General features: G+C 34.8%; 20 protein-coding genes. 10 read left to right on the top strand and 10 right to left on the bottom strand.

The annotated features are described in order from the left end of the window. Positions 1-75: 75 nt before the first annotated feature. Entirely contained in the window at positions 76-3,582 is a 3,507-nt protein-coding gene (locus ACJJVI_RS09650; RefSeq protein ID WP_405351664.1) for a methylmalonyl-CoA mutase family protein, read from the bottom strand. Positions 3,583-3,724: 142 nt separating this feature from the next. Here ACJJVI_RS09650 and ACJJVI_RS09645 point away from each other — a divergent pair, with 142 nt between their 5' ends. The 6 genes from ACJJVI_RS09645 to ACJJVI_RS09620 all read left to right on the top strand — a co-directional run bounded on the left by ACJJVI_RS09645 (position 3,725) and on the right by ACJJVI_RS09620 (position 11,197). After that, positions 3,725-4,834 (top strand): serine hydrolase domain-containing protein, encoded by a 1,110-nt coding sequence (locus tag ACJJVI_RS09645; protein WP_405351663.1) that lies wholly within the window; start codon positions 3,725-3,727, stop codon positions 4,832-4,834. Positions 4,835-4,908: 74 nt separating this feature from the next. Continuing rightward, positions 4,909-5,685: a DUF1206 domain-containing protein gene (locus ACJJVI_RS09640; protein WP_397300013.1), complete on the top strand. Its 777-nt coding sequence runs from the start codon at positions 4,909-4,911 to the stop codon at positions 5,683-5,685. A 4-nt stretch (positions 5,686-5,689) separates the two neighbouring features. Next, on the top strand, positions 5,690-6,142 hold the full coding sequence (locus ACJJVI_RS09635; RefSeq protein ID WP_405351661.1) for a hypothetical protein: 453 nt from the start codon (positions 5,690-5,692) through the stop codon (positions 6,140-6,142). A gap of 174 nt (positions 6,143-6,316) precedes the next feature. Continuing rightward, positions 6,317-8,857 (top strand): PIG-L family deacetylase, encoded by a 2,541-nt coding sequence (locus tag ACJJVI_RS09630; protein WP_405351659.1) that lies wholly within the window; start codon positions 6,317-6,319, stop codon positions 8,855-8,857. 80 nt (positions 8,858-8,937) lie between these two features. Beyond that, the gene (locus tag ACJJVI_RS09625) at positions 8,938-10,677 is read left to right on the top strand and encodes a sodium:solute symporter (protein ID WP_405351658.1); all 1,740 of its coding nucleotides are present in this window, start codon (positions 8,938-8,940) and stop codon (positions 10,675-10,677) included. A gap of 13 nt (positions 10,678-10,690) precedes the next feature. Next, positions 10,691-11,197, top strand: a complete 507-nt coding sequence (locus ACJJVI_RS09620; RefSeq protein WP_405351657.1) for a hypothetical protein — start codon at positions 10,691-10,693, stop codon at positions 11,195-11,197. 73 nt (positions 11,198-11,270) lie between these two features. Here the strand turns inward: ACJJVI_RS09620 and ACJJVI_RS09615 are convergent, their stop codons facing one another. The 5 genes from ACJJVI_RS09615 to ACJJVI_RS09595 all read right to left on the bottom strand — a co-directional run bounded on the left by ACJJVI_RS09615 (position 11,271) and on the right by ACJJVI_RS09595 (position 15,709). Then, complete coding sequence (locus ACJJVI_RS09615) at positions 11,271-12,116, bottom strand: DUF2911 domain-containing protein (RefSeq protein ID WP_405351655.1); 846 nt, start codon at positions 12,114-12,116, stop codon at positions 11,271-11,273. Between the two features lie 79 nt (positions 12,117-12,195). Continuing rightward, positions 12,196-12,579 carry a sulfite exporter TauE/SafE family protein gene (locus ACJJVI_RS09610; protein ID WP_006795324.1) on the bottom strand — a complete coding sequence of 128 codons (384 nt, stop codon included), beginning with the start codon at positions 12,577-12,579 and terminating at the stop codon, positions 12,196-12,198. A 20-nt stretch (positions 12,580-12,599) separates the two neighbouring features. Beyond that, positions 12,600-14,069, bottom strand: coding sequence for a cardiolipin synthase (gene cls / locus ACJJVI_RS09605; protein ID WP_317291612.1), 1,470 nt, complete (start codon positions 14,067-14,069; stop codon positions 12,600-12,602). Between the two features lie 2 nt (positions 14,070-14,071). Beyond that, entirely contained in the window at positions 14,072-15,019 is a 948-nt protein-coding gene (locus tag ACJJVI_RS09600; protein WP_405352614.1) for a lytic transglycosylase domain-containing protein, read from the bottom strand. A 42-nt stretch (positions 15,020-15,061) separates the two neighbouring features. Then, the gene (locus ACJJVI_RS09595; RefSeq protein ID WP_042271366.1) at positions 15,062-15,709 is read right to left on the bottom strand and encodes an alpha/beta hydrolase; all 648 of its coding nucleotides are present in this window, start codon (positions 15,707-15,709) and stop codon (positions 15,062-15,064) included. 186 nt (positions 15,710-15,895) lie between these two features. Here ACJJVI_RS09595 and ACJJVI_RS09590 point away from each other — a divergent pair, with 186 nt between their 5' ends. Beyond that, positions 15,896-16,207 carry an acetyltransferase gene (locus ACJJVI_RS09590; RefSeq protein WP_036584917.1) on the top strand — a complete coding sequence of 104 codons (312 nt, stop codon included), beginning with the start codon at positions 15,896-15,898 and terminating at the stop codon, positions 16,205-16,207. Between the two features lie 2 nt (positions 16,208-16,209). On the opposite strand, the gene kdsB is transcribed toward ACJJVI_RS09590, so the two are convergent. The 4 genes from kdsB to ACJJVI_RS09570 are packed head-to-tail and all read right to left on the bottom strand — an operon-like array spanning position 16,210 to position 19,469. Continuing rightward, positions 16,210-16,953: a 3-deoxy-manno-octulosonate cytidylyltransferase gene (gene kdsB / locus ACJJVI_RS09585; protein WP_036584916.1), complete on the bottom strand. Its 744-nt coding sequence runs from the start codon at positions 16,951-16,953 to the stop codon at positions 16,210-16,212. Between the two features lie 3 nt (positions 16,954-16,956). Beyond that, positions 16,957-17,421, bottom strand: coding sequence for a hypothetical protein (locus ACJJVI_RS09580; RefSeq protein WP_405351652.1), 465 nt, complete (start codon positions 17,419-17,421; stop codon positions 16,957-16,959). Between the two features lie 15 nt (positions 17,422-17,436). Continuing rightward, positions 17,437-18,039 carry a DUF4126 domain-containing protein gene (locus ACJJVI_RS09575; protein ID WP_036584912.1) on the bottom strand — a complete coding sequence of 201 codons (603 nt, stop codon included), beginning with the start codon at positions 18,037-18,039 and terminating at the stop codon, positions 17,437-17,439. A gap of 2 nt (positions 18,040-18,041) precedes the next feature. Beyond that, positions 18,042-19,469: an ATP-dependent RecD-like DNA helicase gene (locus ACJJVI_RS09570; RefSeq protein ID WP_405351650.1), complete on the bottom strand. Its 1,428-nt coding sequence runs from the start codon at positions 19,467-19,469 to the stop codon at positions 18,042-18,044. Positions 19,470-19,588: 119 nt separating this feature from the next. On the opposite strand from ACJJVI_RS09570, the gene ACJJVI_RS09565 reads away from it, so the two are divergent. From ACJJVI_RS09565 to rsmD, 3 genes are read left to right on the top strand one after another with little or no spacing between them, the layout of a single operon-like run. Further along, positions 19,589-20,356 carry a hypothetical protein gene (locus tag ACJJVI_RS09565; protein WP_052408588.1) on the top strand — a complete coding sequence of 256 codons (768 nt, stop codon included), beginning with the start codon at positions 19,589-19,591 and terminating at the stop codon, positions 20,354-20,356. After that, positions 20,316-21,110 (top strand): DUF3822 family protein, encoded by a 795-nt coding sequence (locus ACJJVI_RS09560; protein WP_405351648.1) that lies wholly within the window; start codon positions 20,316-20,318, stop codon positions 21,108-21,110. The genes ACJJVI_RS09565 and ACJJVI_RS09560 overlap by 41 nt, the downstream gene beginning before the upstream one ends. After that, the gene (gene rsmD / locus ACJJVI_RS09555; RefSeq protein ID WP_036584906.1) at positions 21,101-21,652 is read left to right on the top strand and encodes a 16S rRNA (guanine(966)-N(2))-methyltransferase RsmD; all 552 of its coding nucleotides are present in this window, start codon (positions 21,101-21,103) and stop codon (positions 21,650-21,652) included. Before ACJJVI_RS09560 ends, rsmD begins: the two co-directional genes overlap by 10 nt. Positions 21,653-21,706: the final 54 nt, after the last annotated feature.

The following is a 21,706-nucleotide window of genomic DNA, read 5'->3' as shown; positions in this document are numbered from 1 at the left end:
ATCCCGAAGCAAATTCGGGATAAAGGAGATTCACACTTTTCAATGCGCTTGCGCTTTTGAAAAGTGGAATTCTGCTTACATATTTCTTCTATACTGTCCACCTACTTCAAACAACGCATCCGTTATCTGACCTAGCGTACAGATCTTCGTCGCTTCCATTAAGTGTTCAAAGATATTTTCTTGAGCTACGGCGGCTTTTTGGATTGCAGATAATTGTTCTTGTTGCGCTTTCGCGAAAGCGGTATGTAGATTATCCTTAGTAGCAATTTGTGCTTGCTTCTCTTCTTCTGTGGCACGCACTACCTCAGCTGGTAAAACCGTTGGGCTACCTTTTGAACTTAAGAAAGTATTTACTCCTATAATAGGGAATTCACCAGTGTGCTTTAACATCTCATAGTGCATAGATTCTTCTTGAATCTTACTGCGCTGGTACATGGTTTCCATCGCTCCTAGTACGCCACCACGTTCTGTAATTCTATCAAATTCTTCTAATACAGCAGCTTCTACAAGATCAGTCAACTCTTCAATGATAAACGCTCCTTGAATAGGGTTCTCATTTTTAGCAAGCCCTAATTCCTTATTGATAATTAATTGAATGGCCATCGCACGTCTTACAGATTCTTCTGTCGGTGTTGTGATCGCCTCGTCATAAGCGTTTGTGTGTAACGAGTTACAGTTATCATTTATCGCATACAGCGCTTGTAAGGTCGTACGTATATCGTTAAAATCTATCTCTTGTGCATGTAAAGAACGACCACTAGTCTGAATGTGGTATTTCAACATTTGTGCACGAGAGTTAGCTCCGTATTTGTTCTTCATTGCTTTGGACCAAATCTTTCTAGCCACACGACCGATTACAGAGTATTCAGGATCGATACCGTTTGAGAAGAAGAAACTTAGGTTAGGACCAAATTTATTGATATCCATTCCACGACTCAAGTAATATTCTACATAAGTGAATCCGTTTGCTAGTGTGAAAGCCAATTGTGTGATAGGATTTGCTCCAGCCTCGGCAATGTGATAACCAGAAATCGATACACTATAAAAGTTACGTACTTTTTCTTCAATGAAATACTGCTGTACATCTCCCATCAAACGCAGTGCAAATTCTGTAGAGAAAATACAAGTGTTTTGTGCCTGATCTTCTTTTAAAATATCTGCTTGAACGGTTCCACGTACTTGTGCAAGTGTTTCTATCTTAATGCGATTATAGTCTGCTGGATCCAGAATTTGATCTCCTGTAAGACCTAAAAGCATTAAACCAAGACCATCATTTCCTTCTGGTAGTTTACTAGTGTCTACCGCACCGTTTTTAGAATATACTTTTTCGCCTTGAGCGTTTAAATAAGAAGGACGTTCTACATTGTTATCGTCATATACTTCCTTAAGCTTTGCCTCTACTTTATCGCCTAGTCCGTTTTCTGTAATGAATCGTTCACAGTTCTGGTCTATCGCAGCATTCATAAAGAACCCTAATAACATAGGTGCTGGACCATTAATAGTCATAGAAACCGAAGTCATGGCATGTGATAAATCAAAACCAGAATACAATTTCTTTGCGTCATCTAGACAGCAAATACTTACTCCTGCATTACCGATTTTACCATAAATATCTGGACGTAATCCTGGATCGTTACCATATAAGGTTACACTATCAAATGCCGTTGATAAACGCTTTGCTGGCATCCCTAAACTCACATAGTGAAAACGCTTGTTTGTACGTTCTGGCCCACCTTCTCCAGCAAACATTCTGGTAGGATCTTCTCCAGTACGTTTAAACGGATATAATCCTGCGGTATATGGAAACTCACCTGGTACGTTTTCTTGCAAACACCATTTTAAAATATCGCCCCAAGCGCTGTATTTAGGCAACGCTACTTTAGGAATCATTTTGTGAGATAGTGACTCTGTATGTGTTTCAATTTTAATGACTTTGTCACGTACTTGAAACTCATAATTAGGTTGTTTGTATTTATTTACTTTTTCATCCCAACCGGTAATTACTTCCCAGTTATATGGATCAAGGTCTTTTAATGATTTGTTGAATTGTGCGATTAGAAGATTCATAAAATCTACATCATCTGCCAAAACTAGAGATAAAATGTACTCTTCATTTAATCCTTTATCAGTAATTAAACGCTCTCTGTTTTCTACCGCAGGTGCATTTTCATTTTGATCTAATAAAGTATTGACCGTTTGAAAAACACCATATAATTTCTGTGCCACTTTAGATTGAGCTGCGGCAGTATTATCATAAGCTCTATTACTTTCGGCAATCTCACTTAAATAACGTGTTCTTGCTGGAGGAATTACAAATATTTTTTCGCTTTGCGCTTTATTAAGTTCATTTTGCGAACTTAAATCTACACCTGTTTTCTCAGTAACCTCAGCCATTAGCGCTTCATACAACGCATTCATTCCTGGATCGTTGAATTGGCTTGCTATGGTTCCATAAACTGGTAGCGTTGCAGGATCTGCTTCCCATAAGTTATGATTGCGCTGGTATTGTTTTTTTACATCGCGTAATGCATCTAGTGAACCACGTTTATCAAATTTATTGATTGCCACTACGTCTGCAAAATCAAGCATGTCGATTTTCTCTAGTTGTGTCGCCGCACCAAATTCTGGAGTCATAACATATAAAGACACATCACTGTGTTCTAGTATCTCCGTATCGCTCTGCCCTATTCCACTAGTTTCTAAAATGATTAAATCATAGTCTGAAGCTTTTAAAACGTCAACAGCTTCTTGCACATGTTTAGAAAGTGCTAGATTTGATTGTCGAGTTGCCAGAGACCTCATGTAAACACGATCGTTATTAATAGCATTCATGCGTATTCTATCACCTAGTAATGCACCACCAGTTTTACGTTTTGATGGATCTACAGATATGATTCCTATATTTTTCTCTGGAAAATCGATTAAAAACCTGCGTATTAATTCATCTACAAGTGATGATTTACCAGCACCACCGGTTCCTGTAATTCCTAGAACTGGTGCTTGTTTTTCAGTTTTATCGGCTTCTGCAAAATGTTTGGTAAAATCATCGTGACGGTTTTCTGCTAGCGAGATTAATCTAGCAATGGTAGGAACGTGATTTTCTAGTAGCTCTCCGTTTAATTGCGCTTTCGCGAAAGCAGGTACAGGAACATCACATTGCTTCACTAAATCATTAATCATTCCTTGCAATCCCATCTCACGTCCATCGTCTGGTGAATAGATGCGTGTGATTCCATAATCCATCAATTCTTGAATCTCTGATGGTAGAATCACTCCACCACCACCACCAAAAATCTTGATGTGTCCTGCGCCTTTTTCTACTAATAAATCACGCATATACTTAAAGTACTCGTTATGACCACCTTGATAAGAGGTCATGGCGATACCATTTGCATCTTCTTGAATAGCAGTATTTACTACTTCTTCTACACTTCTATCGTGACCTAAATGAATGACTTCACAACCGGTAGATTGAATGATACGACGCATAATATTAATTGCGGCATCATGACCGTCAAAAAGACTAGCTGCAGTAACGATACGTACTTTATTTACTGGGATATATGGAGTTTGATCTTGCATTATGATATTCTCAATTTATAAAAGCAAAATTACGAAATCGATAGCGTAGTATGATATATTGTAATTAAACTTTTACATTTATTTATAGTCTTAATTTTATTCTTATTCTTGTTACTCATTCATTATAAAACAACCGATTATCATGAAAGTATTTTTATCTATATTTTTACTAAGCATTTTTATAGTAACCTCTTGTAGTTCAAATGATAATAATGATGACGATATCATAATAGACCCGATAGAAGTAAATTATTTCCCACCATTAACTGGTGACACTTGGGAGACAACTTCTCCAACAGATTTACAATGGGATGATCAAAAGCTTACTGAACTTAACACTTTTTTAGAGCAAAATGAAACGCGTGCATTTATCATTTTAGTAGATGGTAAAATCGTCGTTGAAGAATACTGGAATAATGACTTACTAGGTCAGCCATTTGATAGAAATAGCGTCTGGTATTGGGCAAGTGCTGGCAAGTCGCTAGCTAGTACTGTGGTAGGTATCGCACAAGAAGAAGGTTACTTAAATATAGATGATAAGACATCTGACTATCTAGGCAATGGATGGACGAATATGTCACAAGATAAAGAAGACTTAATTACTATAAAAAACCATTTATCGTTTACCACTGGTATCGACTACAATGTAACCGATGAACAATGTTATGATCCAACATGTTTAAATTATCTAGTAGACGCTGGGAATGAATGGTACTACCATAATGGTACTTACCTTATCACCCATGATATCATCGAAGCAGCAACTGGTGTCACTAATAATCAGTACACAAATAATACTGTACTAAGTAAAACAGGTATGACAGGACAATGGACGAATACAGCATTATTTACCAACGTATTTTTTAGTAACGCAAGAAGTACCGCAAGATTTGGCTTATTAACACTTGCCGAAGGGAATTGGGACGGAACAACTGTTTTAGGCGATAGTACCTATTTTAATGCGATGACAAACACTTCTCAAAATATTAATGAAGCATATGGTTATCTATGGTGGTTAAATGGTAAAAGTACCTTAAGATTTCCTGGATCTACAGCAACTATCCCGTCATCCCTAACGCCATCTGGACCAGTGGATATGATTAGCGCCTTAGGTAAAAATGGACAGTTTATAGATGTCGTACCTAGCTTAAATATGGTAGTCATAAGAATGGGCAACGAGCCTTCTGGAAGTTTAGTTCCTGTTATATTACATGATGAAATGTGGGAAAAGATCGTAGAAACGATAAATTAAACAACTAAAGTTTTGTTACTTATAATAAGACGTTATCTATCGGATGTTATTTTTGAAGGAATTAAAAACAACGATTGAAAAATTACAGAAGATTTGCAAGAATAGGAATAGCTACTAAAGGTGCCGTTTTTTTATTGATGGGAATAACCGCACTAATTACAGCGTTTCAGCTCACCTATGCGCTTAAAAGTGGTGATGACGTTTTAAAATGGATCTCTCATTTAAGCTTTGGATGGTTCTTAATTTTATTAATGAGTATAGGTCTAGCTGGTTATATTTTCTCCAGATTCTTTCTAACTTTTAATATGCAAGATTATGACAGTGATTCTGGAAAACCAACTTTCCGTAGAGCAGCATATTTTATAAATGGTATAGGATACTGTCTACTCTTATTTACTTGTTTAAAATTACTGTTCGGTATGCCAGACGATGATGGTAATCCTGGATGGAAAATCAAAATACTACAATCGGTATGGGGAAAAATCATTGTATTTATAATCGCTACTGGACTGGCTGTAAGTGCTATTAATGAATGGTGGATCTCTTTTTCAACCATGATGGACAAAATGACGCATAAAGAAAATCTTACTGATCATCAATACAAATACCTCATGCTTTTAGGTCGCATAGGTAGGTTCAGTCGCGGAATTGTATTTGCTGTTTTTGCGTATATACTAGCGCGATCTGCATATTACAATATGCAAAACTTACCTAAAGGCGCAGACGCTGCCTTTGCGTTTATGCATGTCGAGTATGGAGCTATAATTATGGGACTAGTCTCTAGCGGTGTACTTTTCTATGGTCTGTTTTTAATTCTAAGTTCTAAGTACAGAAATATACCTATTAGATAAGGTTATGAAAGATCTTGCTCCTAACCATAGACTCAATAAAACCTTCCTACCCATTATCTTTACATTTATAGGTTGCTTAATATTCATTGCTGCTCTTAAAAACCATTTATTTTTCTTGGGACCTGTAATTCTAATTAGTGTGATTATAGGTTATTTAATTGCAAGACGATCTTATAATGAACATGCTAATGCCTTTTATGATTCTGAATTTTTATATCTCACCTATAAAAGTGGGACTATCAAAATAAAGTTACAAGACATTATTAGTGTTAGACTTTCTAAACCCGAAGTAAAACTGATGGGCATTCCCTATCACGATTATATGATCACTTATCAAAATGAGGACCGATCAAAAAATTCTTATAGCTTTTTGGTGAACTCTATCAACTACAATATTGAATCGTTTGAGAAAATGATCAACTACTATTCACCTAACACTCAAATAGAACACTATTAGAACTGGAAAATACGCTTTCGCGAAAGCGTATGTAATCAACTGGTAATATTTATTAAAACATTGATGGTTCAAAGATTATAAATCAGAACATTCTCAAATACGTCTAGATGTGATAAAGAAGTTACAAATCTTCACAAATTTTTAAGAATTGAAAATTCTATCTTCACACGCAATATGAAGAAACTAATTTTTACTTTTATTGCGTCCCTTTTATTCCTAGGTCACGCCACAGCTCAAGAAAATCGATTATTCCCTACACAACCCAATACCAGTGAGATATATCACAATCTAGAGAAGTTAGGTTTTTTAGGTACTGCACTATACATAGCCGCTCATCCAGATGATGAAAACACACGTTTAATCTCATGGCTTTCTAATGATAAGATGGCACGTACTGGTTACTTATCATTAACCAGAGGTGATGGTGGTCAAAACCTTATAGGTCCAGAATTGCGTGAGCAGTTAGGTATGATACGCACACAAGAATTGCTAGAAGCGAGACATCGAGATGGCGGCGAGCAGTTCTTTACACGTGCAAACGATTTTGGCTATTCTAAACATCCAGATGAAACCCTAGAAATATGGAATCAACAAGAAGTTCTTGAAGACATGGTGCAAATCATAAGAACGTTTAAACCAGATGTCATCATCAACCGATTTAATCATCGCACGCCTGGTACCACTCATGGTCATCATACAACCAGTGCTATGTTAAGCATGACTGCATATAAAAGTGCAGCACTTAAAACAGCATATGCGAGTCAATTAAGTCGCCTAGACACATGGCAACCTCAACGTATATTTTTTAATACTAGTTGGTGGTTTTACGGAAGTCAAGAAGCTTTTGAAAAAGCGGACAAAACCAACTTACTAGAGATCGATGCCGGAACTTATTACCCATGGAATGGTTTATCTAACAGTGAGATTGCCGCATTAAGTCGCAGTGAGCATAAATCACAAGGTTTTGGTAGTAGTGGTTCTAGAGGATCACAAACTGAATATCTCGAGTATTTAGAAGGCTCTTTCCCAACCGATAAATCAGATTTGTTCTCGGGCATTAATACTACATGGACACGAGTATCTGGTGGATCTAAAATTCAAACCCAACTTAATAAAATTCTATCGAGTTATGATTTTAAAAATCCTGAAGCTAGTCTACCAGCACTAGCTGAGTTGCATCAAGCCATTTCTAGACTTAAAGATGAGCACTGGAAAGCCATCAAATTAAGAGAACTTGAAGATATTATTCTTCAAATCACTGGTGTTTATTTAGAAGCGAGCTCAAATCAACAATATATTACTGATGGTGCTACCACACCTATTAATATTGAGGTAACAAATAGATCTAATGATGAGATAAATATTTCCTTAACGGCTAATAATATGATAGCGTTAGATCAATCTCAAATTAACACCACATCTAATTCCAGTACAATTGTAAAAGGTACCCTAACGATACCGCAGTACTTCCAGCCCACGTCACCTTATTACCTTAATGAACCAGCATCCCTAGGTATGTATACTGTTAAGGCTATGAATGAAAGAGGTTTGCCAGAACTTGAATCACCATTTGCAGTAAAGGCAGTAGTAACCATACAGAATATAAAAATCTATAGAGACTTAAAAATTCAATTTAAATCAACTGATCCTGTACGAGGTGAGATACATGAGCCATTAAATGTTGTACCTGCCGTATCTGTAAGTGTTCAAAATCCTGTTTATATTTTTAATGAAGAATCTAAAATAATACAGGTAAGCATGACCGCAAATACAGATTTAAAAGCAGGAACTATTGAGCTATGCGCTCCTAATGACTGGATGATCAAACCTTCTAAAATTGAATTTGACGCCATGACTTCTGGAACCGTGCGTACTTATAATTTTAACATAGTACCTCCTAAAAGAGCCTCACGTGGTGTGGTAAGTGGTCTGGTAAAAATAGGTGATCAATCATTTTCTAAAGAGGTTATTTCTATAGATTATAACCATATACCAGATCAACAGTTAGTGCGCAACAATGAAGCTCAAGTTGTTAAACCTAATCTTAAAAATAGAGCTACCACAGTGGCTTATATTAATGGCGCCGGCGATGATGTTGCCACCGCGATAGAAGCGATAGGATCAAAAGTTTTCCGTTTTGAACCTAGCGAGGTTCCTAGTGATTTATCAAAATATGATGCTGTTGTGGTAGGAATTAGAGCGTTTAACGTCGCACCTACTGAAATGGCAGCATTACAAGAACGTATCGATACCTATGTAAAAAATGGTGGGACGTTAATGATGCAGTACAACACAAGCAGACGTATAAATCCAGATGCACTAGGGCCGTTATCTATTACGCTTTCGCGAAAGCGTGTAACCGATGAAAATGCTGCTGTAACTTTATTAGAACCTAACCATGCGATTTTAAACAAGCCTAATAAAATTACAAGTGTTGATTTTGAAAATTGGGTACAAGAACGTGGATTGTATTTTCCAGAAAAATGGGATCCAGCATTTACTCCTATTCTAGGAATGAATGATAACGGTGAAGAGATGACTAATGGTAGTTTAATTGTTGCGAGATATGGCAATGGGCATATTATATATACAGGTCTCAGCCTTTTTAGAGAGTTACCTGCTGGTGTTTCTGGAGCTTACAAATTACTTGCTAATATGGTAAGTATAGGTGTAGATGATCAACCTGTTAAAAAGAATAGTGATGAAAAGTTCTAAGAAATGGAATTGTATTTACATTCTTGTGATTGTTGCAAACATCATTTTTGCAGCTATATTTTACTTAATTACTGCCGTTTATGGAAATAATTGATTGGACGATTCTTACATCAACACTAGCCTTTATAGTGTTGTATGGAGTTTATAAAACTCGAGGAAAACAAACCAGCGAAGAGTATATTAAAGGTGGTGATGCAAGATGGTGGACGGTAGGACTATCGGTAATGGCAACACAGGCTAGTGCTATAACATTTTTAAGTACACCAGGACAGGCTTATACAGATGGTTTAGAATTTGTCCAGTTCTATTTTGGTCTGCCTATTGCGATTATCATAATTTGTGTGACATTCATTCCCATTTATCATAAGCTTAAAGTATACACTGCTTATGAATTTTTAGAAAAGCGATTTGATGTTCAAACCAGATCACTAGCCTCAATCCTATTTCTTATACAACGTGGACTAGCTGCAGGAATTACCATTTATGCACCAGCTATTATACTGAGTGCCGTACTGGATTGGGAACTAAAATATCTAAATATAATTATAGGAATTCTAGTTATAATTTATACCGTATCTGGTGGAACTAAAGCGGTAAACGTTACCCAAAAACAGCAAATGATCATCATCATGGCCGGTATGATTACTGCCTTTGTTCTTATTGTTACACAGTTACCTGATAATGTAACCTTTGACAATGCATTAACCATGGCCGGTAGCGCAGATAAGATGAAAATTTTAGATTTTGATTTTTCGTTAAATGATCGCTACAATGTATGGAGCGCGATTTTTGGTGCTAGTTTTTTAATGTTGAGCTATTTTGGAACTGATCAATCGCAAGTACAACGTTACCTGTCTGGTAAATCTATTAAGCAAATGCGTATCGGCTTATTATTTAATGGATTACTTAAAGTACCGATGCAATTCTTTATTCTTATGGTAGGTGTCATGGTTTTTGTATTCTATCAATTTAATGATACACCTTTGAACTTTAATCCTGCTGCCGAAAAAGCTGTTATGGAAAGTGAATATGCAGCAGATTATGAAGCCTTACAAGAGCGCCACTACTCTATCCTGAATGAAAAGCAAACCATGCAAAAGAACTATGCCAAAAAGCTGAATAATCAATACATAGCACCTGAAGATAAATTAGAGTCACGTCTGAATTACTTCCGTCAGGCAGAAGAAGAAAACAGAGAAGCTGCAAGACAATTAATAGCCAAAGCAGACGATGGTATTGAAACTAATGATAAGGACTTTGTTTTCATTCATTTTATTCTACACCATTTACCTAAAGGCTTGATAGGTCTTTTACTAGCCGTAATTTTAAGTGCTGCAATGAGTTCAACAGCGTCAGAGTTGAATGCCTTAAGCTCCACGACTGCCGTAGATATTTATAAGCGTTTTAATCACAATGATACTAAGGATGATGATCATTATGTGCGCATGAGTAAATGGTTTACACTTATGTGGGGAATAATAGCTATTATATTTGCTAGTGTTGTATCGTTATTTGATAATTTGATACAGCTAGTAAATATTATAGGTTCGCTATTTTATGGAACTATCCTTGGGATTTTCTTAGTGGCTTTCTATTTAAAAAAAGTACGTGGTCGTTCGATATTTATTGCCGCGTTAATTTCAGAAGCTATTGTGATAGCATTCTATTGTGTAGATGAGTTTGTTCCTGATGTGAAATTATTACCGTTTTTATGGTTGAATCCATTGGGTGCATTGATTACTGTGGGACTAGCATGGTTGATAGAATCTAGTGGTTCTAAAAATGATACTGAAGAAATTACACATTTTCAAGACGTTTAAATTTTAAAATCATATGATACATTATTATTACTCAGACGGCATAAATGAGTTCGGCCCGTTTCATCTAAATGAGTTAAAAGAAAAAGCATTACGTCCTGATTTTAAGATTAGAACTGAAAATAAAAGTTTTGTAGCAACTGCCTCTAGCATTGCTGAATTAGATGTTTTATTTCAAAAGCCTACTGCAGCTGTTCAAAATGTAACCTTTCATAAGCAAACTAATTTACAACCGGCTACCCAGAAGTCATCAAGCGATAAATTATTGATTGCAACCCTTATTTTGTGGTTATCAACAATGTTGTTAAATGCTATTGTGAGTGCCATTTTTAGTTATAGTTACTCTTCAAATTCTCAATATATTTTTTTGGGATTAGTTAACTTAATTTCGGCTGCATTACCATTATTGATAGCTTTAAGTATACAGGATAAAACTCTTAAAGTCATCGGGATTATTATCTCCGTAATCTTGATGATTAGGTTTATTTTTGGTGCTGTGCAATTAATGACATTCTCTTTTTAAAACAAAAAACCACTTAATTTCTTAAGTGGTTTTTTAAATACGCTTTCGCAAAAGCGATATTATTTACAGGTTATTACATCTTAACGCCCCATTCTTTAAGGCTATCTTTATTCATCTTTACATAGTCAGCATTACCTGCAGCAGTAGCTAATTCTAGAGACTGCTTTGCAGATGCAATGGCTGCATTCGTATTGCCCAATTTAGCTTCTATAAGTGATTTTTTACGGAACATCCAAAACGCTTTAGGGCTCAATACAGTTGCCTTAGTAATCCATTCGTGTGCTTTTTCTAAATCTTTATCTGCATCAAGATAAAAAGATGCTGCAGAATAGTAATCGTTTGCACTAGGACCTGCCATTACTTTATCAATACTAGCTTCAGTTTTTGCTTTAGTAGGCACTGAGAAAGGAACTGCTACCGTAGTATTAGCCCACATAATTTGTAAATGAGCACCTTCCATGTTAATCTCATTAATTGCCATGGTAAAACTTTCTTGAGTATTTTTTAGTTTGCTTACGGGCACGGTAACCATTGCAGCTACTTTAGAATCGTCCCACTCACTAGGTGTTCCCCAATTAGAATGATCAGTATAAAAATAAACATCCCATTCTTTTTTACCAGGCTTAGTAAATACTGCATAAGTCCCAGCTTTTAATTCTTTCCCAGCCACCATCACATCATCAGAGAATGAAACCTCAGAGTTAGCATTTGCACCGGTTCTCCACATTTTATCAAAAGGTACTAAATCGCCAAAGATATCTCTATCTCTCATAGCCGGTCTAGAGTACTCCAGTGTAACTTCCGTAAGACCAACGGTTTGTTTTACCATAGCACTAGGACTAGGTTGTGGTGCTTCTATTTGTGCTGTAAGAGTTGTAGCTACAAATAATGACATAAAAGCAAGTAATGTATATTTCATAATTGAAAAAAATTGAATTAATTTAAATGTAAATAAACAGCTTTTATCGTTTATCTATTGTTAGGGTTTTCTTAATACATTAAGCTTTGGCGCTAGAGAAAAAAATCATTTTAACGGCTACAATAATTAAAATAACTCCAAAAATCTTTTTTAATAACTGTTGATTTATACTTATTGCTAATTTAGTTCCAAAATAACCACCAAAAACAAAAGCAACAGCAATCACTAATGCATAACGCCAGTCGAGTTCATGACCATTTTTATGATACGTATATGCAGCAAGAAATGTGACAGGAACTGCTAATACAGCAAGACTTAATCCTTGTGCTTGATGCTGACTATAACCTAAAAACCATATTGCTAGTGGCACCATAATAACGCCACCACCTACTCCTACACTACCACTTAAAAATCCTGCTAATAAGCCTAATAGCAATAAGAGTAAAATAATTTCTAATGTCATTTTCTTTTTTGGTTTCATAGTTATAATAAAGGAGCCCACAATCTACAAAAAGACTCTTTAAACTTATTTGCTTTATCTCTTTTTATCCACAGCTCTAATAAAACTTCTTCGCAATATTCTAAATCCTTTTGAAATTGGACATTTAATTCTTGTGAAACCTCTTCATCATAAATTAATGCGTTAATCTCAAAATTAATATCAAAACTGCGATAATCCATATTTGAAGTCCCTATGGTACAAAACATATCATCAACTACCATTGTTTTTGCATGTAGCATTCCCCTATGATACCAGTGAACATATATACCACTTTCTAATAAATCCTGGAAATATGATCTAGACGCATATCTTGCTGCCCAGCTATCTCCTTTTTTAGGCACCATGATGTGAATTTCTACACCACTGCGTGCAGCACTTTTTAGGCTAGTTAAAATCGCTTCATTGGGTATAAAATACGGTGTGGTGATATAAATACTTTTCTCTGCTGTGTTAATAGCAATAAAAAGTGCTTCCATAATATTTGCCCAGTCTGTATCGGGACCACTAGCAGCTATTTGAACGGCTTTATTTTCAGGAAAATCAATCTCTGGGAAGTAGCTTGATGGAATTTCATAATTTTCATCTTGTCGTTTCACAAAGTACCAGTTCAACAACCATTGCGCTTGCAGGCTTTTAACAGCATGACCTTCTATTCGCAGGTGTGTATCACGCCAGAACTGACCATTGTGATTTACGGGCTCATTCACATAATCATCACTTATATTCACGCCACCTATATAACCTATACTACCATCTATAATAAAAATTTTACGATGATCGCGATAATTTGCCTTACGTGTAAATTTTGAAAAAAGAACAGGCATAAATGCCTCATACTCGATACCTACAGCATTCATTCTGCTCTTATTAGCTCTAGAGATAGAACTTCCTACAGAATCATAAATAATTTTAACTTTAATTCCACGTTTTGCAGCTTCTATTAAAGCATCGATCACATCGGTCCCGATATGATCGTCACTCAAAATAAAATACTCAAGATGAATATGATTTTGAGCGTTTTTAATATCCTCAAAAACACGATCAAATTTTGATCTACCGTTGATTAAAACATCTAAATTATTGCGTAACGTTAAGGGTGCTGCCTGGTTATGTCTTAACAGCTTCACCATTTTAAGACGATCTATTAAAAAAGTCTCTTCATATTTATCAAGATCATCATTTGATACATGCAAACGTTTATTCCAGTCTTGAATAAGTTCATTTGCATTAAGATCTTTTCTTTTAAAAATTTTAGATTTTCGGTATTCAAGACCAAAAAAGTAATAGATACCCAATCCTAAAAAAGGTAAGGCTACTAAAAACAATAATGAAGAAACTGTTTTACGTGGGTTCTGATTACTACGTATCAAGAAAAACGCTGCACTTAACGCAACGACATAATTGATAATAAGAAGACTTAAAAACCAATTACTAAGAACCCAGTTTAACATAACTAGTCGTAGTAACCATTTTCTGGAATTTCAATTTCGTATAATTTCCCAGACTTGTTATTCAACTTATTTTCTCTCAACCATGGATTATGGATTTTTAAAATTTTATAGTTTATAGAGTTCGCTTTCGCGAAAGCTGCTAAATCATCAATCTCATAATCCACTAAGATTTTTTTAGTAGGTACTTGATAATAGTATTGCTCAGGCTCCACATTAAAACCAAAGCTTTCTGGACTTTTAAGAATCTCTTTTAACGCTAGAATCCTAAACACATATCTACCTGTCTCCTGTCCTAGCAATAAATCATAATAAGAAGTTACTTGTTGTCGCTCTAACTCGCGATTTATCCCAGCATTTCCCGCATTATAGGCAGCAGCAGCAAGTGTCCATGTTCCCATTCTTTCTTTACTATCCTTTAAGTATTTACAAGCAGCACGTGTCGCTTTCTCTAGGTGGTAACGTTCATCTACATTACTATTTACTTCTAAGTCCAATTCTTTACCAGTTGCGCTCATTATTTGCCAGAAACCACTAGCTCCTGCAGGTGACTTTACATTATCGAGACCACTCTCAATAACCGCTAGATATTTAAAGTCATCTGGGATTCCTTCTTCTGCCAGTATAGCTTCTATAATAGGAAAATATTTTTTTGATTTTTTAACTAGCATGATTCCGTTAGATTGCCAGTAGGTATTCACTAAAAATTCACGGTCTGCACGCTCTTTAATATCAGGATGATGTAAGGGTACAGATTCTCCTGCAAAATCTAATGTTTTAGGAAGCTCTAACGCATATACTCCATAATCGCCCACTCGTGATGGATCTTTTAACTCTGGAGTCTTCATAGGCTCCATTTCTTGAAGACTAGAGTTTTGTTGCACAGCACTTACTGCTAGCAATAAAACGACTACTATTCCTGCTCCTAATAATATCTTTTTCATGCGTTCTATTTTTGGTTTAAAGATAAGGGAATCCCATTGAGTCTAAAACTGTTATTGTGAAATGATTTGAGGTAAGTTATCATTAAACCAGCGGAATCTATTAATAATCATTATATGAGTTCCATCTGGTACTATAGTCACATTTTTTATGTATTTGATGGGAAAAATCGGGTCTTTATCTCCATGAATATGTATTACATCTTCAGGCATATCTTGTTGATCCCAGTTGATTATCGTATCCAGTGCCCAATCTAGATAATGTCTATCATTAACTGATAAATATTTCTTGTACAGCTCAAGCTTTTTAGGTGCAATTCCAAAGGTATACTTAACTAAAGAATCCATATTTTCAAAAAGACGAGTAGGCACGATCTTATGAAGCTTAGTGACTTTGCTAAAATGCATACGTCTAGGGAACTCGCTGTTACTTTTTGCACTAGAAATGATAATGGTTTTACGTACTATAATTTGTTTTGCAATCTCTTGAACAATGATACCACCAAATGAGACTCCTATAACCACAGGGTTTTCATGATGGATTTGTTTTATTAAACGTGTAACATAATTCTTTAAAGGCTCATTTTTTTCAGGAATGATCCAGTGCATAAAAAACATTTCAAATTGTTCTGGTGGAAGCTTAATATTCTCAAATATCAAATCAGACGCAGCCATACCAGGCATAAAGTAAACAGGAATCATATTTTAAGAATAGATTTATAATCAATGTTTTAACAGATGCTATGATTAAGAAAATGTTATTTTAAAGTATCTTTACAAAGTTAATAAGAGCAATTTTTATGCTTTCACTAATCAACCACAAAGTTTTAATAAACTTATCCTTTAGTGAATATACCTAATCATATTTAGGAGTTAAAAAGAATGAAAATGGAAACATCAACTACGATTGAAATTACTGACAACACCTTTTTACGTCAGTATGAATGTACCAAAAATGGAGATTTAGCAAAAATTGAATATTCTCAACAAGAGCGAAAAATTTTCTTGACTAAATTTATCATTCCAGAGTCTTTAGAAGATGATGCTGATTTTAAAAATGAATTTTTAAGAGCTGTATTTCTTAACATTAGAGATGAAAAGAAAATTAAAGTAGTACCTACACATCCTAAAATAGCTGGATTTGTTCGACGCAATCGTCATGAATTTAAGGAAATGCTACCTGTGGGAATTAGTATTTAAACTTAATTAATACTTAACCACATTTGTCTAGCTGCATCTAAATCTGATGGTGTATCGATACCTATACTTGCATGGTCAGTAATGATCATGCTTATTTTTTTACCATGCTCGAGATACCTTAAGCACTCTATCTTCTCTTTTAATTCTAATGGTGTTGCACTTGAATTGTAAAAATCAATCAATGCCGCTTTTCTAAATGCATAAATCCCTATATGTTTATATACTGGCACCTCTACGTCAGTTGCTCTATTAAATGGGATTGGACTGCGAGAAAAATAGATAGCGTTACCTGATAAATCAGTAATAACCTTAACGTTATTAGAGTTATGAATGTCTTTCTCTTCTTTTAGCTCATGCATTAATGAAGCTAGAGCTATTGTCTCATCATCATCATTTTCAAATACTTCTAGCAATTTTTTTAAATCTGCCTGATTAGTAAATGGCTCATCACCTTGCACATTGATGATAATATCTGCGTCTATATTTTCAACAGCCTCGGCAATACGATCACTACCACAATCATGTTGCTTTTTGCTCATTACAGCCTTACCACCATGATCTGTAATCTCTTTAAATATAATTGAACTATCTGTAGCCACAATTACCTGATCAAAAAGATTTGTAGCTAGCGCAGCCTCATAAGTTCTTACTATGACAGACTTACCGCATAGATCTTGCATCAATTTTGCTGGAAATCTACTTGCTTCATATCGTGCTGGTATTACAGCAATAACTTTTAAACTCATGAATTAAAAATTAAGTGGTAATAAATTGAAAGTGGTACGTTCCCTTACCGGAATAGCTATCTCTTTAAAAGAGTCTATGATTAAATTGATATCAGATTGATTCATTATAATAAGGTTTCTATATCGTTCTGATTTCAGTTTTAAAGTTAAACGTCTATCATTTTTAGAGAATAGCGTTATGGAAATCAATTCTTCAATTTCATTAAATGGAATTGATTTAACAACCGATGACTTAAAGAGATAATAATAGATTGCAAATAGAGCTACTGCTATATAAGCTCCTATTAAAAATCCTAACCAGAAAGAAGAAATATCATTTATGATAATCACTGTACACCATAAAATTGATGAACACAATAATACTATTTGCATCATTCGATAAGACCTTAAGTGGTCTTCAATGCTTAATATTTGTTTTTCAGTATCAAATCTTAATACCGAAGACTTTCGACCTTTTATTACAGACATTATATGTTGAATGGTTTATGAAATTGGCTTTCGCGGAAGCGGTTTTTTCTTAAATAACTTCTTGTACAGTTTTCTAATTGCAATAAAAATCAACACAACAATTACTGCTGCAAAAATAGGTGCTATTAAAGAAAGAAAGCTTAGAATACCACTAAAACCTGCCTCGGCAGTACTTATTACAGGATTACCTATACCACCAGTGGTTGCTGTACTGGTTAAACGAGCAGCACCAGCAGTGCTAGCTACACTTGCTGCAGTTCCACCACCTGCAATAATCGCTAGTGTCCAGGTGTATACAGGATCTAAATCTCCTACTACACTTACCATAACTGCAGTGCCAGCAATGGCCGCTAGCGGTACGGTGATAGTGTCTAATAAGTTATCTACATAGGGTATATAATAAGCCATTAACTCTACAATCGCTGCAACACCTAGTATGAGAACGGCGCTTAAACTACCTGCCCAAGCCCAATCTGGATTAAGCGGTACCATACCCATGTAAGCCGCGATACTTAAAAATAAAAGCGGTACAAAAACTCTAAATCCAGCACTAGCAGAAAGTCCTATTCCCAGGCATATACTGACAAAAATTTCAAAATTTGATGTAATCCATTCCATGGTTATGATTCTATAAAATAATCTTTATTAAAGCCTATAAGATACAAATTTGTTTTGGCACGCGTCACAGCGGTATACAACCAGCGCAAATAATCCTTTGATGGACCATCTGGTAAATATGGTTGTTCTACTATCACATTTTCCCATTGTCCACCTTGTGACTTATGACAAGTTATTGCATAAGAGAATTTAACTTGTAGCGCATTAAAAAACGGGTTTTCTTTAATCTCTTTATATTGTTTCCATTTTGGTAACTTAAGATAATCCATTCTCACTTCTTGATATAGTTTATTTGAATCATCATAAGTTAAAGATGGAGATTCTGACTCGAGTGTATCAAGCAATAGTACTGTTTCAAAAGGTTTTTCATCTGGATAATCTACCATACGCACCTTTACCTCTGCAAATCTGAAGCCATAAATATTTTTAAAATTATAAATTTCTAAAATTTCTATAATATCTCCATTTGCTATAAAACCAGCAGCACTACTGGGCTTTAACCAGTGGTAATTGTTTTTTACCACCATAAGGTAGTCGCCAGATGCTAGTTCGCTTTCGCGAAAAAGAATCCTAGACCGAATTTGTTGATTATATAAATTTGCTCTTTTATTAGACCTAACGATAATGGCAGTTTCCTCATGTCCTTGAGTGTCATAAGCTGTTTGAATAGCCTCCATAATCTCGTGACCATCGATAAGTCTATTAATATCAATAAATGGGTCTACATCAAATTTGAAGTCGTTATCTAGTTCTTCTATATGATTTCTAATACGTGTAGCATTTAGCAATATGCCAGAATCCTCTTCTTGTCGCTTTACCTCATCCAGTTCAATACAAGTAACCTCTTTTAAATAACGTTGTTCTAATAGAGTAGGTTCTAAAGCAGGAGAAACATCTAGTTTTACAGGTGGTAATTGAGCTGTATCTCCTATTAAGAGAAGAATACAACCTACACCAGAATATACATACTCAATTAAGTCATCTAGTAAAGAACCATTACCACCGAACATTTTGTTCTCACTAGCAACATCAGGTATCATTGAAGACTCATCTACTATAAATAAGGAATTACGATGCTTATTTTGTTTTAAGGTAAACTCTACATTTCCACCTTTACCTTGTGCTTTGGGATAATAAATTTCACGATGTATCGTACTAGCCGTTTTATTACTATAACTACTAATTACTTTTGCCGCTCGACCTGTAGGTGCAAGCAGCACACAACTCATTTTGGCTTTCCATATATTCTTAACAACGGCACTAATTATAGTCGTTTTTCCTGTTCCGGCATATCCTTTTAATAAAAATAGTCTGTCCTTATCTTTATCAATGACAAAAGAAGAGAGCTCCTCTAGTGCTCTATCTTGCTCATTAGTAGGGACAAAAGGAAAATCGGTGTGTATTATTTTGTAATATTCTGCTGCAGTCATGAATTATTGGTGAAAACCTGATGATAAACTTAACTCAAATTTGAAATGTGACGCTAGGATGAGTCAAAAAATATTGTAGATTTGTTAGCTTTGAAACCAAGATAATTATTTTAAAAAATATGACTGCTCTCATTACATCAATAGTATTAGGAATTTTAGCATTAGTAGGACTAGCTTTTCTAATTAATAAATTACCTAAGAAATTACATATTGTTATTATAGTGTTCTTATTAGCATTGATTGGCTACTTTGGATATGAACTATTTGATTCAATAGCAGCTCCGGTAAAGTTTGAAAAAGTAAAAGAAGAAAGATATAAGAAAGTAATTGCCCAATTGATTAAATTACGTGAGGCAGAAAATGCTCATAAAACAATTACTGGAAAATATACAGATGACATTAATAAACTTGCAAAGTTTGTAGACACTGCAAAATTTGCATTAGTACAAAGAAGAGATAGCTCTGTAGCTGATCGCGATAAGAACAAACGTTTTGGACTTAACGCAGACAATGGTGGTTACTACAAAGAAATTGTTGTTACAGATACACTAGGATATAAATCTGTGAAAGATTCATTATTCCAAAACGTAGATATTGCTACTTTACTAGACTATTCATTTACGACAGAAGGCAAGAAGATTGAAACTCCTGGGAAAATTTCTTTGGAAACAGGTACTTATTTTGATGATGATAATGCCATTAGTGTATTTGAAGCTAGAGCAAAGAAATCAGATATCCTATTTGATCAACCAGAAAGGTTACTTGAACAAGAATTAAGAACTAAAGCTGTAGAAGGTGTTACTGGAGAAGAAATTGTTGTAGGAAGCTTAACTGAAGTAACAACAAGTGGAAACTGGCCTAGACAATATGCCACTAGCCCAAAGTAATATGTCTGCAATGCATAAAAAAATGTCCGTCTTGATTCATCAAGATGGACTTTCTTTTTTTATCTACTCATCAAAGGGTATTGAAAATCGCATTCTTAAATCTTTTAAGCATGAGTCTAATCCGATTGAAATACTACAAGAGATTGAAAATATTTACGAAACTGAGGTAAATTTAAATCAACAGTTTGAAGAAGTCACTTTAATATATAATCACCCGATTTTTACAGGTGTCCCATCTAGCATTTATGATGAGCAACACCAGTCTGATTACTTAAAGTATAATGTACGCCTATTAGAGACAGATGTGATAAGTACGGATGACGCTATCGAAGTATTAGACTATAAAACAGTTTATATCGCTTATACTAATATTAATAATTACTTTTTTGATAAATATGGTGATTTTAATTATTACCACTACTCTACTCTTGCTTTACAAAAACACTATTCTAGAAATGACCTGTCCAAGTCAGAAGTTATCATTGATATAAAAGAGTCACAATTTTATATCACTATTTTTGAAAAAGGAAATTTGAAATTACATAATAGTTATCCTCATCAAGCAGCAGAGGATATTCTCTACTATACATTATTTACCGCACAGCATAACCAATTGGATCCTGAGAATATGGCTTTAAAGATTATAGCAAGTGCAAAAAACGATGCGGTTTACAATTTACTTTATACCTATGTACGTGAGGTTAATTACGTCATCGACTCAAACACTTATATAGAAGACATTTTATGCGTATAATTTCAGGAATACATAAAGGGAGAAGAATACAGGCTCCAAAGAATTTACCAGTAAGACCTACTACAGATATGTCTAAAGAAGCCCTATTCAACATTTTAAGGCATCGCAAGCATATTCCAGGTATCAAAGTATTAGAGCTATTTGCTGGAAGTGGTAATATGAGTTATGAATTTGGTAGTCGTGGTGCATCTAGTATTCTAGCAGTAGACCAACATAAGCCGTGTCTAGATTTTATAAAAAAAACAGCAAGCGCTTTAAATCTACCTATTGATACCAATAAAGCAGATGCTTTTAGTTTTTTAGAAAAGCATAAAGGTAGTTATGATTTAATTTTTGCAGATCCACCATACGGACTAGAAGAAGAGCAATTTCACTCTATTGCAACCTTAGTCATGGAAAACGAACTCTTAGTACCTGGTGGTATTTTTATCATGGAGCATTCTAAACATACTGATCTTTCAAATCATCAGTGGTTAGAAAGTTCTAGAAGATATGGTGGTACCGTATTTAGTTTCTTTGAAAATCCTGATGAGGAAGAATAATTAATCATTTACATATATTTTAATATGATAAGATTAATCATCCTTATAATATTC

The organism is Nonlabens sp. Asnod3-H03, from assembly GCF_045063665.1.
In the GTDB taxonomy this organism is placed as follows: domain Bacteria; phylum Bacteroidota; class Bacteroidia; order Flavobacteriales; family Flavobacteriaceae; genus Nonlabens; species Nonlabens ulvanivorans.
This window is presented reverse-complemented; position numbering and strand designations above follow the sequence as displayed.